14 protein-coding genes are annotated in these 14,635 nt (G+C 71.7%); 12 read left to right on the top strand and 2 right to left on the bottom strand.

Features of this window, described 5'->3' with window-relative positions; translation table 11 throughout:
* Positions 1 to 203 precede the first annotated feature (203 nt).
* The 4 genes from FXO23_RS00295 (at position 204) to FXO23_RS00280 (ending at position 6,121) form a co-directional block, all read left to right on the top strand.
* The gene (locus FXO23_RS00295; protein ID WP_158879435.1) at positions 204 to 692 is read left to right on the top strand and encodes a MarR family winged helix-turn-helix transcriptional regulator; all 489 of its coding nucleotides are present in this window, start codon (positions 204 to 206) and stop codon (positions 690 to 692) included.
* A gap of 14 nt (positions 693 to 706) precedes the next feature.
* On the top strand, positions 707 to 2,503 hold the full coding sequence (locus FXO23_RS00290) for an MFS transporter (RefSeq protein WP_158880019.1): 1,797 nt from the start codon (positions 707 to 709) through the stop codon (positions 2,501 to 2,503).
* Positions 2,504 to 2,662: 159 nt separating this feature from the next.
* Complete coding sequence (gene clpB, locus FXO23_RS00285) at positions 2,663 to 5,266, top strand: ATP-dependent chaperone ClpB (protein ID WP_158879434.1); 2,604 nt, start codon at positions 2,663 to 2,665, stop codon at positions 5,264 to 5,266.
* Positions 5,267 to 5,392: 126 nt separating this feature from the next.
* Positions 5,393 to 6,121 carry a type III secretion system chaperone family protein gene (locus FXO23_RS00280; protein ID WP_158879433.1) on the top strand — a complete coding sequence of 243 codons (729 nt, stop codon included), beginning with the start codon at positions 5,393 to 5,395 and terminating at the stop codon, positions 6,119 to 6,121.
* Between the two features lie 76 nt (positions 6,122 to 6,197).
* Here the strand turns inward: FXO23_RS00280 and FXO23_RS00275 are convergent, their stop codons facing one another.
* On the bottom strand, positions 6,198 to 7,211 hold the full coding sequence (locus FXO23_RS00275) for a hypothetical protein (RefSeq protein WP_158879432.1): 1,014 nt from the start codon (positions 7,209 to 7,211) through the stop codon (positions 6,198 to 6,200).
* Positions 7,212 to 7,579: 368 nt separating this feature from the next.
* Here FXO23_RS00275 and FXO23_RS00270 point away from each other — a divergent pair, with 368 nt between their 5' ends.
* The 4 genes from FXO23_RS00270 (at position 7,580) to pyrE (ending at position 12,404) form a co-directional block, all read left to right on the top strand.
* A complete protein-coding gene (locus FXO23_RS00270; protein WP_158879431.1) occupies positions 7,580 to 8,332 on the top strand; it encodes an SDR family NAD(P)-dependent oxidoreductase in 753 nt (250 codons plus the stop codon).
* A gap of 130 nt (positions 8,333 to 8,462) precedes the next feature.
* Positions 8,463 to 9,236 (top strand): ABC transporter ATP-binding protein, encoded by a 774-nt coding sequence (locus FXO23_RS00265; RefSeq protein ID WP_158879430.1) that lies wholly within the window; start codon positions 8,463 to 8,465, stop codon positions 9,234 to 9,236.
* Positions 9,236 to 11,791, top strand: coding sequence for an FtsX-like permease family protein (locus tag FXO23_RS00260; protein ID WP_158879429.1), 2,556 nt, complete (start codon positions 9,236 to 9,238; stop codon positions 11,789 to 11,791). Before FXO23_RS00265 ends, FXO23_RS00260 begins: the two co-directional genes overlap by 1 nt.
* 49 nt (positions 11,792 to 11,840) lie before the next feature.
* Positions 11,841 to 12,404 (top strand): orotate phosphoribosyltransferase, encoded by a 564-nt coding sequence (gene pyrE / locus FXO23_RS00255; protein ID WP_158879428.1) that lies wholly within the window; start codon positions 11,841 to 11,843, stop codon positions 12,402 to 12,404.
* A 50-nt stretch (positions 12,405 to 12,454) separates the two neighbouring features.
* Here the strand turns inward: pyrE and FXO23_RS52615 are convergent, their stop codons facing one another.
* Positions 12,455 to 12,745: a CsbD family protein gene (locus FXO23_RS52615; protein ID WP_425484824.1), complete on the bottom strand. Its 291-nt coding sequence runs from the start codon at positions 12,743 to 12,745 to the stop codon at positions 12,455 to 12,457.
* Positions 12,746 to 12,797: 52 nt separating this feature from the next.
* Here FXO23_RS52615 and FXO23_RS00245 point away from each other — a divergent pair, with 52 nt between their 5' ends.
* Genes FXO23_RS00245 through FXO23_RS00230 form a run of 4 tightly spaced genes read left to right on the top strand, consistent with a single transcriptional unit; the run spans position 12,798 to position 14,624 of the window.
* A complete protein-coding gene (locus tag FXO23_RS00245) occupies positions 12,798 to 13,373 on the top strand; it encodes an RNA polymerase sigma factor (protein WP_158879427.1) in 576 nt (191 codons plus the stop codon).
* Complete coding sequence (locus tag FXO23_RS00240) at positions 13,364 to 13,951, top strand: anti-sigma factor family protein (protein WP_158879426.1); 588 nt, start codon at positions 13,364 to 13,366, stop codon at positions 13,949 to 13,951. Before FXO23_RS00245 ends, FXO23_RS00240 begins: the two co-directional genes overlap by 10 nt.
* Positions 13,948 to 14,319 carry an Asp23/Gls24 family envelope stress response protein gene (locus tag FXO23_RS00235; RefSeq protein ID WP_158879425.1) on the top strand — a complete coding sequence of 124 codons (372 nt, stop codon included), beginning with the start codon at positions 13,948 to 13,950 and terminating at the stop codon, positions 14,317 to 14,319. The genes FXO23_RS00240 and FXO23_RS00235 overlap by 4 nt, the downstream gene beginning before the upstream one ends.
* Positions 14,316 to 14,624 (top strand): hypothetical protein, encoded by a 309-nt coding sequence (locus FXO23_RS00230; RefSeq protein WP_158879424.1) that lies wholly within the window; start codon positions 14,316 to 14,318, stop codon positions 14,622 to 14,624. Before FXO23_RS00235 ends, FXO23_RS00230 begins: the two co-directional genes overlap by 4 nt.
* The last annotated feature ends 11 nt before the right edge of the window (positions 14,625 to 14,635 follow it).

Raw genomic sequence — 14,635 nt, 5'->3', positions numbered from 1 at the left:
CACTTCTTGACGCATGCACCCGGCCGAAAGAATCGGCAGGCCGGTAGAGAGTAGCTCCCGGCGGGGCTTCCGCTCCCAGGGTTGCTCCGGACGGGTGGCACTCCCGGGCCGCGGCGTGGGGTAGCTCACCGTTCACATAGTTGTAGTAAGCAAGCAATCGGCGATAAACTTGTATGGCACAACCAAGTGGGAGGTGTCCCGGTATGGGTCCTGGTGACGAGGCCAGCCTGGAGCTCATGCGCCAGCTCCGCGCCTCCGCTCAGCTGCAGCACGGCTGGATCGCGCAGACCTGGCAGGACGAGAGCGGCCTGCACCCCGCGGCGGCCATGCTGCTCGCCGATCTCGCCAAGCACGGGGAATCCCGCCCGTCCGAACTCGCCAAGCGGCGGATGGTGGACGTCTCGGTGATCAGCCGGCAGATCGCGCAGCTCACCGCGGCCGGGTTCATCGACCGGCGCCCGGCGCCCGAGGACGGCCGCGCGGCGCTGATCCGCGTCTCCGAACGCGGCGAGCGGGAGCTGCTGCGCTGGCGCGAACTCCAGACCGAGTTCCTGCGCAAGGCGCTGCACAACTGGGACGAATCCGAGGTGCACGCACTGACCGAGCGGCTGGCCGCGATGAACGACGACCTCCGCGCCGCGCTCGGTGCGCCACCGGTGCCGTGTCAAACCGGAAAGCTGGGAAGTAGTTGACCGAAACCGAACCGATGACCCATCGGCAGATCATGCGCGCCTTCTCCGGGCTGCTGCTGGCCCTGCTGGTGGCGATCCTGTCCTCCACGATCGTCTCGAACGCGCTGCCGACCATCCTCGCCGACCTGGACGGCTCGCAGAGCCAGTACACCTGGGTGGTCACCGCGACGCTGCTGACCTCGACCGCGACCACGCCGATCTGGGGCAAACTCGCCGACCTGTTCAGCAAGAAACTGCTGTACCAGCTGGCGATCGTGATCTTCACCGCCGGTTCGGCGCTCGGCGGGATCGCGCAGTCGATGCCCGAGCTGATCGCCTTCCGCGCGCTGCAGGGCGTCGGCATGGGCGGGCTGCAGGCCCTGATCCAGGTGGTGATCGCGGCGATGATCGCGCCGCGTGACCGCGGCCGGTACTCCGGGTACATCGGCGCGACCTTCGCCGTGGCCACGGTGTCCGGGCCGCTGGTCGGCGGCCTGATCGTGGACTCCCCGCTCGGCTGGCGCTGGTGCTTCTGGGTGTGCGTGCCGATCGCCGTGCTCGCGTTCGTGGTGCTCGGCAAGACACTTCACCTGCCGGTGGTCAAGCGCCCGGTGAAGATCGACTGGTTCGGCGCGACCCTGCTGGTCGGCGGCGTGGCGCTGCTGCTGATCTGGGTTTCGCTGGCCGGGAAGAGCTTCGGCTGGCTGTCCTGGTCGACCGTGCTCTACGTGGGCGGCGCGCTGGTGGCGCTCGCGCTGGCCGTGTTCGTCGAATCGCGGGTCAGCGAGCCGGTGGTCCCGCTGCGCCTGTTCCGTAGCCCGACCTTCACGCTGGCGGTGCTCGGCACCCTGGCCGTGGGCACGGCGATGTTCGGCGGCGCGGTGTTCCTCGGGCAGTACTACCAGATCTCCCGGGGCTTCTCGCCGACGCACGCGGGCCTGATGACGCTGCCGATGGTGCTCGGGCTGTTCCTGTCCTCGACGATCGCGGGCCAGATCATCTCGCGCACCGGGAAGACCAAGCCCTTCCTGCTGTTCGGCGCGATCACCCTGCCGGTCGGCCTGTTCCTGCTGAGCACCGTGGACCACACCACGAACCTGACGTTGATGGGGGTCTACCTCGCGCTGATGGGCATCGGCGTCGGCTGCCTGATGCAGAACCTGGTGCTGGTCGTGCAGAACACCGTCGGCATGCGGGACATGGGCTCGGCGTCCTCGGTGGTCACCTTCTTCCGCACGCTCGGCGGGTCCGCCGGGGTCTCCGCGCTCGGCGCGGTGCTGGCCACGCGGGTCTCGGCGAACATCACGTCCTCGCTCGCCGCACTGGGCGTGCCCGCCGGGCACGCGGTGGGCTCCGGCGGCGGCACGCTCAACGTGGGCGCGCTGCCCGGGCCGATCCAGCAGATCGTGCGCGCCGCCTACGGGGACGCGACCGGGAAGATCTTCCTGATCGCGGGCTTCGTCTCCCTGGTGACCCTGGTGGCCGTGCTGTTCCTGCGCGAGACCCCGCTGCGCTCGACGCTGGACGCGGTTCCGGCGGGCGCGACGGTGACCGGGGCGGTCCGCACCCCCGGCGGGCGCGCGGTGGGCGGCGCGACCGTGGTGCTCACCGATCCGCGCGGCGAAGTGGTGGCCTCCGGGCTGACCGGCGGGGACGGCGGCTACCGCCTGGACGGCTTGGCGGCGGGCACCTACGCGCTGACCGCGACCGCCGCGGACCACCAGCCGGTCGCCGTCCCGTTGTCCGTACCCGCCGGTGAGCGGGTGGACCGCGACGTCGAACTCGGCGGGCGGCATCGGCTCGGGGTCGCGGCCGGTCACCCAGGTAGCTGAACTCCGATCCCGGGGCGTCTTCGGTGCGGCGGGGGCATCGAAGGCGCCCTTCTGCATCTTTTCAGGGTTGAGCGGAACACACTCAACTTTTCTGACGTTGTACCTGTCGACAGCGGTTGTGGTGGGCTGTCATCAGGCACGCTAGACATGAGGTGAGGGATGGACGCGTTCAACCCGACGACGAAGACCCAGCAGGCCATTTCGTCGGCGGCGCAGGCGGCCGCCGTCGCGGGGAATCCGGACATCGCGCCGTCGCACCTGCTCGGCGCGTTGCTGGCGCAGAGTGACGGGATCGCGGGGCCGCTACTGACCGCGGTCGGGGCCGATCCGGAACAGGTGCACAAGGAACTCGAGCCGATCAGCCAGGCGCTGCCGTCGGCGACCGGGGCGACGGTGTCCACCCCGCAGTTCAACACCCAGGCGCTCAAATCGCTGACGCACGCCCAGAAGCTCGCGACCGAGATGGGCGACGAGTACGTGTCGACCGAGCACCTGCTGGCCGGCCTCGCCACCGAGGGCGGCCAGGTGGCCGAGCTGCTCAAGCGGCACGGCGCCACGCCGGACGCGCTGCGCGAGGCGTTCACCAAGGTGCGCGGGTCGGCGCGGATCACCAGCCCGGACCCGGAGGGCACCTTCAAGGCGCTGGAGAAGTACGGCGTCGACCTCACCGACCGGGCGCGCCAGGGCGAGCTGGACCCGGTGATCGGCCGGGACGCCGAGATCCGGCGCGTGGTGCAGGTGCTGTCCCGCCGGACCAAGAACAACCCGGTGCTGATCGGCGAACCGGGCGTCGGCAAGACGGCGATCGTGGAGGGCCTGGCCCAGCGGATCGTCGCCGGGGACGTGCCGGAGTCGTTGCGCGGCAAGCGGGTGGTCGCCCTGGACCTGGGGTCGATGGTGGCCGGGGCCAAGTTCCGCGGTGAGTTCGAGGAACGGCTCAAGGCCGTGCTCAAGGAGATCACCGAATCCGGGGGCCAGGTCATCACGTTCATCGACGAGCTGCACACGATCGTCGGCGCGGGGAGCTCGGGCACTGACTCCTCCATGGACGCGGGAAACATGATCAAGCCGATGCTCGCCCGCGGCGAGCTGCGCATGGTCGGCGCGACCACGCTGGACGAGTACCGCGAGCACATCGAGAAGGACGCCGCGCTGGAGCGGCGCTTCCAGCAGGTGCTCGTCGGCGAACCGTCCGTCGAGGACACCATCGGCATCCTGCGCGGGCTCAAGGAGCGCTACGAGGTGCACCACGGTGTCCGGATCACCGACGCCGCCCTGGTCTCCGCGGCCACGCTGTCCGACCGGTACATCACCGCCCGGTTCCTGCCGGACAAGGCGATCGACCTGGTCGACGAGGCCGCGTCCCGGCTGCGCATGGAGATCGACTCGCGGCCGGTGGAGATCGACGAGGTGGAACGCGCGGTCCGGCGGCTGGAGATCGAGGAGATGGCGCTGGCGAAGGAGAGCGACGCCGCCTCCCGCGAACGGCTGGCCGCGCTGCGCGCCGAACTCGCCGAGAAGCGCGAGGAGCTGTCCGCGCTGACCGCGCGCTGGCAGAACGAGAAGGGCTCGATCGAGAAGGTCCGCGAACTCAAGGAGCAGCTGGAACAGCTGCGCGGCGAGGCCGACCGGGCCGAACGCGACGCCGATCTGGGCCGGGCCGCCGAGCTGCGGTACGGCAAGATCCCCGCGCTGGAGAAGGAACTCGAGGCGGCGACGGCGGCCACCGAGCCGTCCGCGCAGGCCGAGGTGATGCTCAAGGAGGAGGTCGGCGCGGACGACGTGGCCGACGTGGTGAGCGCGTGGACCGGCATCCCGGCCGGCCGGTTGCTGGAAGGCGAGACCGGCAAGCTGCTGCGGATGGAGGAAGAACTCGGCAAGCGGGTCATCGGGCAGCCCGAGGCGGTCACCGCGGTGTCCGACGCGGTGCGCCGCGCGCGGGCCGGGGTCGCCGACCCGGACCGGCCGACCGGTTCGTTCCTGTTCCTCGGGCCGACCGGCGTCGGCAAGACCGAGCTGGCCAAGGCGCTCGCCGAGTTCCTGTTCGACGACGAGCGCGCGATGCAGCGCATCGACATGAGCGAGTACTCCGAGAAGCACTCGGTGGCCCGCCTGGTCGGCGCGCCGCCCGGATACGTCGGCTACGACCAGGGCGGTCAGCTCACCGAGTCGGTGCGGCGGCGGCCGTACTCCGTGGTGCTGCTGGACGAGGTGGAGAAGGCGCATCCGGACGTGTTCGACGTGCTGCTGCAGGTGCTCGACGACGGTCGCCTGACCGACGGCCAGGGCCGCACGGTCGACTTCCGGAACACCATCCTGGTGCTCACGTCGAACCTCGGCTCGCAGGCCATCGCCGACGCGTCGCTGGACGAGCGGCAGCGCAAGGAAGCCGTGCTGTCGGTGGTGCAGCGCCACTTCAAGCCGGAGTTCCTGAACCGGCTGGACGATCTGGTGGTGTTCCACTCGCTCGGCACCGAGCAGCTCACCTCGATCGTGGACATCCAGGTCGCCCGGCTGGCCCAGCGGCTGGCGCAGCGCAGGCTCACCCTGGACGTCACGCCGGGGGCGCGGGAATGGCTGGCGCTCAACGGGTTCGACCCGATCTACGGCGCGCGGCCGCTGCGGCGGCTGGTGCAGTCGGCGATCGGCGACCAGCTCGCGAAGAAGCTCCTCGCGGGCGAGATCCGGGACGGCGACACCGTGCGCGTCGACATCCCGGCGCTGGAGGCGAGCGACTCCCTCACCGTCACCCGCGCCGGGTAACCAGCACTTTGTCGGCTGAGTGCGACCGCACTCAGCCGACAAAGTGCGACCGGAATGCCCCGAAGGGGTGATGGGACACCGGCCCGGTGATCTTTGCGTGCCGAGGTCGAGGGCTACCCTTGGTCCGTGGGTATTCCGGCGTGGATCTGGTTCGTCATCGCCGCCGTGGCACTGGTGGCGGGACTCGCACTGCTCGCGACCGACCGGGCCAGGGAGGGCTCGCGCAACCGGGAACGGATGCGCTGGGCCGACCTGCGCGGCTGGCAGTTCATCGAGGAGGACGAGAACCTCCCGAGACAGTGGGCGGGTGGCGCGATCGGCTACTTCGGCGCCGAGGCCGCGGTGAACGTCGTCGCGGGCTCCACCTTCACCTCGGACGGCCGGCGCCCGGTGTTCGTCTTCGACATCGAGTCGAACGGCCAGATCCCCGCGGTCGTGGTCGCGGTCCGGTGCAACCGGGTGCACCCGGTGCTGGTGGAACTCTGGCTGGCCAGCGTCCCGTTCCAGCGCGCGGAAATGCCCGAGCTGCTCGGCCCGGTCGGCCAGCGGTACGCGTTCGCCGACGACTCCGAGGGCGCTCGCGCGCTGATCACCCAGGAACTGGTGGACGCCGCCGACGCGCTCGGCGGGGATGTCGGCGTGGCGTGGCTGGAGAACGAATGGGTGCTGGCCAGCGCGGCGCCGAACGTCGGCCCGTCGCGGCTGGAGCGGCTGCTGCGCGACCTCGGCGAGATCGCCGACATCGTGGACCCGTTCGACGAGGACTACCGCCCCGGCCGCCACTGGCAGGGCGGCGAGTCCGGCGCGGCGACCGCGATCGAGGAGCACGGCGCTCCCCGGCAGCCCGGGAACTGAAGAGCTGGTACGCGCAAGGGCCCCGCCTCATTTCCGCGCCGAGGCGGGGCCCTCGCTCACCCCCGGGATAGGTCCTTCACGACCCCAGTGACGGCGTGATGTTCAGCGGCGGCGCGCCGAGGGACAGCCCGCCGCCGAGCGGTGCCTGGCGCAGCAGCCGCAGGCTCGCCTTGGCCTCGTGCGACACCGACGCCGCGTGCTGCGCCGCCGGCGCTTCCGGCACACCGTCCTTTGTGGACTCGTGCACGAGGTCGGAGGCCGCCGCCTCGGTCCGCAGATCGCCGGAGACCTGCACGACGTTCTCGATGCCGACCTCGCCGCCGGTGTGGTCGGTGACCAGGCCCTGCACCGAGCCGCCGGTCGCCGATTCGGCGCCGCCGTCCGGGGTCGAGGTCGCGTCGTGCGTGGCGACCAGGTCGAGCGTGCCGGACTGGGACGAGGTGCCCTTGGCCGACAGCGGACCGAGGTGCCCCTCGGCGGCGTGCCGCTGCTCGAACTCGCCCGCGATCGCCTGCTCCACGGTCCCGGCGGCGGTGCCGTCCTCGTCGCGGAGCACGTCCAGGGTGCCGGTGAAGCAGCCGCGCCCGGCCTGGGCGGATTCGATCTCGCCGCCCGCCGCCGGGGTGAACCAGAAGCCGTGCCCCGAACCGCGCGACGCCTTGCCCTCGCCGAAGAACTCGGACACCACGTGCGCGTTGCCGCGGGCGTCCCGGGTGAGCGCCGCGTTCCGGGTCAGCACGGCGTCGGCGGCGTCCTCGGTGACGGTCGAACCGCCCACGCCGTCGGCGGGCCCGATCAGGGTGGTCGTCGCGTCGGAACCCCCGAGGTGGTGGCTATCCTGGGTGTGCCCTTCCGCGGCGCCGGTCGCCGGATCGGTGGTGAGGCCCTCGTCGTGGCTGCCGGCGCCTTCCAGGTGCTGCGTGTTGGTACTCAGTGCCCCGGACGTCTCGCTCACCGATGCCGTGGCCACCTCGGTCCGGTCGGCGGTGAATCCCGCCGCCCCGCCGGCGGTGTCGAGCACACCTTCCGCGGCGGTTTCCGTGGTGTGGGTCGCGTTCTGGTCGCCGAGTCGGTAAACGTCTTCAGTCATCGCAGCCAGAGAACTCCTGAGAGAAGAGACGGGTTCGGAGCCGGAGGGATGATGGTCGGCGGGCGTGGCCGCCCAGCTGGTGGCCGGACCGGCCAGTAGCAGCGCGAACGGCGCCGCACCGGCAACGATCCTGGGGAGAGGGACTGCCCTCGACTTGCGGTGCTTCCCCATGGAAGTGCGTCCTCACGTAGTCCTGACCTCGAAGTAATCCGAAGTGATGTTGATTACTCCGAACGGCGGTACGGACGATACTTCCTGTGGTTCTTCGTTGCGCAACCGAGGTCACCTCACCACTCTGGGTTACTACTAACCGTGCATGACCTGCGGTTTCGGTAGCAAATCGATCACCGAGCGGTAGCGTGGCGGCCATGCCCATCGCCTTGATAACCGGAGCCAGTGCCGGAATCGGCGCCGAGTTCGCCCGAAAGCTCGCCGCCGAGGGGTACGACCTGGTGCTGGTCGCCCGCGACCGCCCCCGCCTCGACGCCCTCGCGGAAGAACTGGCAGAACGGCACCGCGTCACCGCCGAGGTCCTGCCCGCCGACCTGTCCACGGTCGAGGGCCGCGCGGTCGTCGAGGAGCGCGTCGCCGGAACCCCGATCGAACTTCTGGTGAACAACGCCGGCTTCGGGCTCAACGGGGAGTTCTGGACGATCCCGCCCGAGGACCTGCAGAACCAGCTCGACGTGAACGTGACCGCCGTGCTGCGGCTGACCCGCGCCGCGTTGCCCGGCATGATCGACCGCGGCCGCGGTGACGTGATCAACGTGTCCAGCGTGGCCGGGTTCTTCTCCGGCCGCGGCTCCACCTACACCGCGAGCAAGACCTGGGTCACCGCGTTCAGCGAGGGCATCGCCACCTCGCTGCCCGAAGGCGTGCGGATCCTGGCGCTCTGCCCCGGGCTCACCACGACCGAGTTCCACGAACGCGCGGGGCTGATCAAACCGGGCGCGCAGCGGTTCTGGCTGAGTCCTGGTCAGGTGGTCACCGAGGCGCTCCGGGATCTGCGGCGCGGCAAGGTGGTGTCCATCCCGAGCCTGCACTGGAAGCTGCTCGTCGCGGTCGCGAACTTCATCCCGCGCGGGCTGCGCGGCCGGTTCGGCGGCCGCGGCCGCACGTGAATCCGCACGGCGGGTAGGGCTGTCCCCACCACGAATCCGCTCGCTGGCCCCATGGGATCGATGTTGCTCGCTCCCTAGCGTTTTTCCCAGAGATCGCGCAGGTGGCGCGAGGGGAAAACCGGGAGCGGACGTGAGTTCACCAGGCGGCGAGGCCATCCGGCTCGAGTCGGTGCGCAAGATCTACGGCAAGGGCGATTCCGGCGTGGTGGCGCTCGGCGGCGTCACCATCGGCTTCGGCGCCGGCAGTTTCACCGCGGTGATGGGGCCGTCCGGATCGGGCAAGAGCACCTTCCTGCACTGCGCGGCCGGGCTGGACCGGCCGACTTCGGGTTCGGTCGTGCTGGACGGCCAGGAACTGAGCGGGCTGAACGAAACCGCGCTCACCAAGCTGCGCCGCGACCGGATCGGCTTCATCTTCCAGGCGTTCAACCTGCTGCCCGCGCTGACCGTGCGGGAGAACGTGACCGTGCCGCTGCGGCTGGCCGGGCGCCGCCCGGATCGGCGCCAGGTCGACGCGGTGCTCGCGCGGGTCGGGCTGACCGAACGGCAGAAGCACCTGCCCGGCGAGCTTTCCGGCGGGCAGCAGCAGCGCGTGGCGATCGCCCGCGCGCTGGTCGCCCGGCCCGCGGTGATCTTCGCCGACGAGCCGACCGGCGCGCTGGACACCCGGACCGCGGCCGAGGTCCTGCACCTGCTGGCCGAATCCGCCCGCGCCGCGGGGCAGACGATCGTGATGGTGACGCACGATCCGGTCGCCGCCTCGTACGCCGACCGGGTCGTCTTCCTCGCCGACGGGCAACTCGTCGGCCAGTTGCTCTCGCCGACCGCCGACGCGGTGGCCGAGCGGATGACCCACCTCGGCGCCTGGGCCGAGCGGCGGCACGCGTTCGCCGGGGGCGCGTGATGCTGCGGCTGGCCCTGCGCACCCTCCGCCTGCGCAAGGGCGGATTCGCGGCGACCTTCGTCGCGATGTTCTTCGGCGCCATGATCGTGCTGGCCTGCGGCGGCCTGATGGAGACCGGGATCCGCACCGCGGTTCCGCCGCAACGGCTCGCCGCCACGCCGATCGTGGTCAGCGGCGACCAGACCTACGAAATCGTCAAGGACGTTCCGTCCGATCCCGACGAGGACCCGGACACCAAGAACGCCACGCTGTCCGAACGGGTGCGGATCGACTCCGGGCTGGTGGCGAAGGTCCAGGCCGTGCCGGGGGTGGCCGAGGCGATCGGCGAGGTGTCCTTCCCGGCGACCCTGCTGCGGGAGAACCGGCCCGTGCGGACGGATTCGCTCGGCCACGGCTGGGGGTCGGCCCGGCTCACCCCGTACGCGCTGACCGCGGGCCAGGCGCCCGGACCCGGCGAGGTCGTGCTGGACGGCCCGCTGGCCTCCGGCGTCGGAGTCGGTGACCGCGTCCGGCTCGCCGTGCGGGGGACCGCGGAAACCTTCCGCGTCTCCGGAATCGCCGCCGGGGCCGCGAATCCGAGCGTGCCCGCGGTGTTCTTCGCCGACTCCGACGCGGCCCGGCTGGCCGGGCATCCCGGCCGGGTCGACACGATCGGCGTGCTGCCCGCGCCCGGCACCGACCCCGCCGCGCTCGAACCCCGCGTGGTGGGCGCTCTGCGGGGGGCGCCGGTGACCGTGCTGACCGGTGACGACCGCGGGGTGGCCGAGTTCCCGGAAGTACTGGCGAGCGGGGAGAAGCTGATCGTGCTGGCCGCGGTGTGCGGCGGGCTGGCGGCCCTGGTCGCGATGTTCGTGGTGGCCGGGACGCTCGCCTTGTCCTTGCAGCAGCGGCAGCGCGAACTGGCCCTGCTGCGGGCGATCGGCACCACCCCGCGCCAGCTGCGCCGGATGGTGCTCGGCGAGGCGATGATCGTTTCGCTGCTCGCGACCGGGATCGCCGCGGTGCTCGGTTCGGTCCTCGGGCGCTGGCTGTTCGACCAGCTCGTCGCCCACGACGTGGTGCCCGCGCCGCTGGCCTTCCACTCCGGCTGGATCCCGGCCGTCGCCGCCGCGGGGGTGGCGATCCTCGCGGCCTTGGCCGCCGCGATCTTCGCGGCCCGGCGCGCGGCGAACACCCGGCCCACCGAGGCGCTCGCCGAGGCGGCCGTGCAGCGCCGCTGGCTCACCCCGACCCGGGCGATCCTCGCGGTGCTGTGCTTCGGCGGCGGGCTCGCGCTCGCGATCGTCACGGCCGCCGTGATGACCGGTCCGGTCGCGGCGAGCACCGCGGGCCCGTCGGTGATGCTCTGGGCGATCGGCCTCGCGCTGATCAGCCCCGGGATCACCCGGGTCCTGATGGCGATCCTGCGGTGGCCGCTGCGCGCGCTGACCGGGGTGAACGGGCATCTCGCGACGCTCAACGCCCGCAGCCGGGTGGTCGCGATGGCGGCGGCGGTCACCCCGATCATGCTGGCCACCGGGATCGCCACCGCGAACATCTACCTGCAGACGACCCAGGTCGCCGCGGCCGAGGAGGCGTACACGAGCGGTCTGCGCGCGGACGCCGTGGTGGCCTCGACGACCGGCGGCCTCGCCCCCGGCCTGACCGAGCGCGTGCGGGAACTGCCCGGCGTCGCGGGCGCTTCGGCGTTCGTCACCAGCAACGTGCTCGTCGACTCGCCGTTCGTGGCGTCGCAGGACGACGAAGGCATGCCGGTGCAAGGGGTTTCCGCGGACGGGGTCACGGCGACGTCGGCGATCGGCGTCACCGCGGGCGCGTTGACGGCCCTGCGCGGGGACACGGTCGCGGTGCCCGCGGAGTTCGCCCGCGAGATCGGCCGCGGCGTCGGCGACCAGCTCACCCTGCGCATGGGCGACCGGACGCCGGTCACCGCGCGGATCGTCGCGCTCCTCGAGACCAAGCCCGGCGCGGAAATGTTCCTCATGCCCGCGGACCTGGTCGCCGCGCACACGACCGGCGGGCTGGCGCGGCAGATCCTGGTCCGCGCCGAGCCCGGCGCCGATCTGACCGCGACCCTGCGGGAGTTCGCCGCGGCGCAGCCCGGGGTGGTGGTCGGCGACCGCGGCATGCTGATCGCCGCGCACGCCAAGGGGCAGGAGATCGGCGCCTGGGTGAACTACCTGCTGGTCGGGATGATCATGGCGTACACCGCGATCTCGGTGGTGAACACGCTGGTGATGGCGACCGTGCGGCGGCGCCGGGAGTTCGGGCTGCAACGGCTCACCGGCGCGACGCGGTCGCAGGTGCTGCGCATGATGTCCGCGGAGGGCGTGCTGATCGCGCTCGTCGGCGTGCTGCTCGGCACGGTCGTCGCGGCCGCCGCGCTCGTCCCGTTCACCCTCGTGGTCAGCGATTCGCTGCTGCCGTCCGGTCCACTGTGGATATACCTCGCGGTGATCGGCGTGGCCGGTGCGCTGACCATGGTCGCGACCTTGGTGCCGTCCTGGGTGGCGACGCGGGGACGTCCGGCAGAGGCGACCGTCACCAACGACTGATGTGCGTGTCGGCGGGTTCACCGCGGGTGTTGTGCAAGACTCTCTGCCCGTGGTGAAACCCGGTCTGGACCAAGCGGCGAAACTCGAACTGGCGCGGCTCGTCACCGAGCTTTCCGTGGTGCACGGCACCGTGACCCTGGCTTCCGGCAAAACGGCCGACTACTACGTGGATCTGCGCCGGGCGACCCTGCACCACGCGGCGGCGCCATTGATCGGGAAGCTGCTCCGCCAGCTCACCGGCGACTGGGATTACGTCGCCGTCGGCGGCCTGACCCTGGGCGCCGATCCGGTGGCGACCGCGATGCTGCACTCCGCCGCGGCCGACGGCGTGGTGCTCGACGCGTTCGTGGTGCGCAAGGACGCCAAGCAGCACGGCCTGCAGCGGCGGATCGAGGGCATGGAGGTCGCCGGGCAGCGGGTGCTGGCCGTGGAGGACACCTCGACCACCGGCGGCAGCGTGCTCACCGCGGTCGAAGCGCTGAACGAGGCGGGCGCGAAGGTGGTCGGCGTGGCGACGGTCGTCGACCGCGACACCGGCGCCCGCGAGGCCATCGAGCAGGCGGGCCTGGCCTACCGCACCCTGCTCACCCTGGACGACCTCGGCCTCTCCTGACCCCATGGCCCCGGAAGTGCTGCCACTTCCGGGGCCGACGGGGCACCAGGTCAGTCCTTCTTGAAGACGTCCTTGACCTTTTCCACGGCGTCCTTGACCCCGGCCTTGGCCTGGTCGAGCTTGCCCTCGCCCTCGAGCCGCTCGTCGCCGGTCACCTTGCCCGCGGCCTCCTTGGCCTTGCCGCCGAGATCGTCGGCCTTGTTCTCGAACTTGTCGCTCAATGCCATGTCGGTCCTCCCGATTTCGCGGCGCCCCGGCTGGGCGCCGCCCTGATGGGTGGACAGGGCCGCCAGGGGATTCGTCACGGGCCGGAGCGGCTTTACGCTGGTGAGCAGCGTCACCCGGGCGTCCGCGTGACGTTTTCCCCGCGGCCGTGTCCGGACGAAGGTGGCGATGACGACTTCGACGAGCGCCGAGCATGCGGCGGGCCCGCCGCTGGACGACGTCACCCTGGTCGCCCGGGCGCGGGAAGGCGACGTGCGCGCGTACGAGCAACTGGTGCTGCGGTACCAGGGCCCGATGTTCCGCCTCGCGGTGCGCATGCTGGCGAACCGGGGCGACGCGGAAGACGTGGTGCAGGAGGTCTTCCTGACCGCGTGGCGGAGGCTGGGCCAGCTGCAGGAGGACGCGGCCTTCGTCGGCTGGTTGTACCGGACCACCACGAACCGGTGCCTGAACGCGCTGCGGGCGCGGAAACCCTTGGTGGAGGTCGATTTCGAGGGCACCGAGTCACCGGTCCGCGAGGCCCAGCCGGAGCAGGCCGCGCAGGTGAGCGAGCAACTGGCCGCGCTGACCGAGGCGCTCAAGGAGCTGACCGCGGAACAACGCGCCTGCTGGCTCCTGCGCGAGGTGCACGGTCGCTCCTACGAGGAGATCGGTGAGATCGTCGGAACGAGCAGTACCGCGGTACGGGGCCGCATCGCGCGGGCCCGGGCACAGCTGGCGGAGGTGATGCGGCCATGGCGGTGAACCGCGCGAAAGGCGGGTACGAGCTGCCGTGCGAGCGGGACCTGGAGCAGGTCTGGGACCGGCTCGACGAGGTCGAAGCCGGCCGCGCCGATCAGCACGAGCTGACCTGCCCGCACTGCCGGACCGCCCGGGAAAGCCTGCGCGCGCTGCGCGACGCCACCCGGGAACTGGCCGACCACGACGAGCCGCCGCCGGAGGGCCTGACCAGCCGGATCATGTCCGCGGTGCGGGCCGAGATGCGGCGCGGGCACATGGTCAGCCTGCCCACGCCCGAACCGGGCAAGCTCGAGGTGAGCGAGCAGGCGGTCGCGGTCGTGCTGCGCTACGCCGCCGACGCGGTGGACGGGGTCCGCGGGCGCCGCTGCCGGGTGCGCACGGTCGGCCTGGGCGAACTCGGCGAGAGCCTGGTCGAGGTGGAACTCGCGGTCGCGGTGAGCTACCGCAACGTCGACGCCGATCGGGCGTTGTCCGAAGTGCGGGAACGCGTCGGCGCGGCCGCCGCGGCCCGGGTGGGGCTGCGGCTGGTCCGCCTGGACCTGCTGGTGGACGACATCTACGACGACCAGGAAACCGAATGACGGCGGATCTGACCGAGTTCGTCATCAGCGACACCGTGGTCGCCGCCGTGGCGGCCAGTGCCGCGGCGGCCACGTCCGGGGTGGTCCGCCTGGAACCGGGCCTGCTCGGCCTGGTCGGTTCCTGGGGCCGGGCGGCGAAACAGCGGTGGAAGGGGCTCACGCCCGCGCCCGCGGACGGGGTGACCGTGGACATCGAGGACGGGGTCGTCTCGGTGCGCGTCGAACTGTCCGTCTCCGGCCAGGACCAGGCCGCCGCGGTCGGTCAGGCCGTGCAGCGGGCCGTGGCCCGCGCGGTCACCGACGCGACCGGGCTGCCGGTCGCGTCGGTTTCAGTGTCCATTATGGACATCGAACCGGAGGAGAGATGACGTCGGCGAACGAGGTCACCGAGAAGCTGCTCGCCGCGGTGCGCGCGGTGCCCGGGCTCAAACCGGCAGTGCCCGCGGTGCAACCTGTCACTTCTTGGATCCCTTGGGACTGGGAAGGTCTGGCCGTCGACCTGGACGAGGACCTGGTGCGGATCCAGCTGATCGCCACCCGGCTGCCGCTGCCGCCGCTGCTGGAGCGGGCCGCCGAGGCCGTGCGCCCGGCGCTCGCCGGAACCCCGTGGGAAGGCGCCCGGCTCCGGCTCGAGGTGACCGAATTGGACGGTTCCGCGCTCACCTCCGGGTGAGTCGCGCGCCA

Source organism: Amycolatopsis anabasis (assembly GCF_009765355.1).
Lineage (GTDB): Bacteria > Actinomycetota > Actinomycetes > Mycobacteriales > Pseudonocardiaceae > Amycolatopsis > Amycolatopsis anabasis.
This window is presented reverse-complemented; position numbering and strand designations above follow the sequence as displayed.

Coding starts and splice junctions, on each gene's coding strand:
- FXO23_RS00295 (WP_158879435.1), top strand. CDS start 204: ATGGGTCCTGGTGACGAGGCCAGCCTGGAGCTCATGCGCCAGCTCCGC.
- FXO23_RS00290 (WP_158880019.1), top strand. CDS start 707: ATGACCCATCGGCAGATCATGCGCGCCTTCTCCGGGCTGCTGCTGGCC.
- clpB (WP_158879434.1), top strand. CDS start 2,663: ATGGACGCGTTCAACCCGACGACGAAGACCCAGCAGGCCATTTCGTCG.
- FXO23_RS00275 (WP_158879432.1), bottom strand. CDS start 7,211: ATGACTGAAGACGTTTACCGACTCGGCGACCAGAACGCGACCCACACC.
- FXO23_RS00270 (WP_158879431.1), top strand. CDS start 7,580: ATGCCCATCGCCTTGATAACCGGAGCCAGTGCCGGAATCGGCGCCGAG.
- FXO23_RS00260 (WP_158879429.1), top strand. CDS start 9,236: ATGCTGCGGCTGGCCCTGCGCACCCTCCGCCTGCGCAAGGGCGGATTC.
- FXO23_RS00245 (WP_158879427.1), top strand. CDS start 12,798: ATGACGACTTCGACGAGCGCCGAGCATGCGGCGGGCCCGCCGCTGGAC.
- FXO23_RS00240 (WP_158879426.1), top strand. CDS start 13,364: ATGGCGGTGAACCGCGCGAAAGGCGGGTACGAGCTGCCGTGCGAGCGG.
- FXO23_RS00235 (WP_158879425.1), top strand. CDS start 13,948: ATGACGGCGGATCTGACCGAGTTCGTCATCAGCGACACCGTGGTCGCC.
- FXO23_RS00230 (WP_158879424.1), top strand. CDS start 14,316: ATGACGTCGGCGAACGAGGTCACCGAGAAGCTGCTCGCCGCGGTGCGC.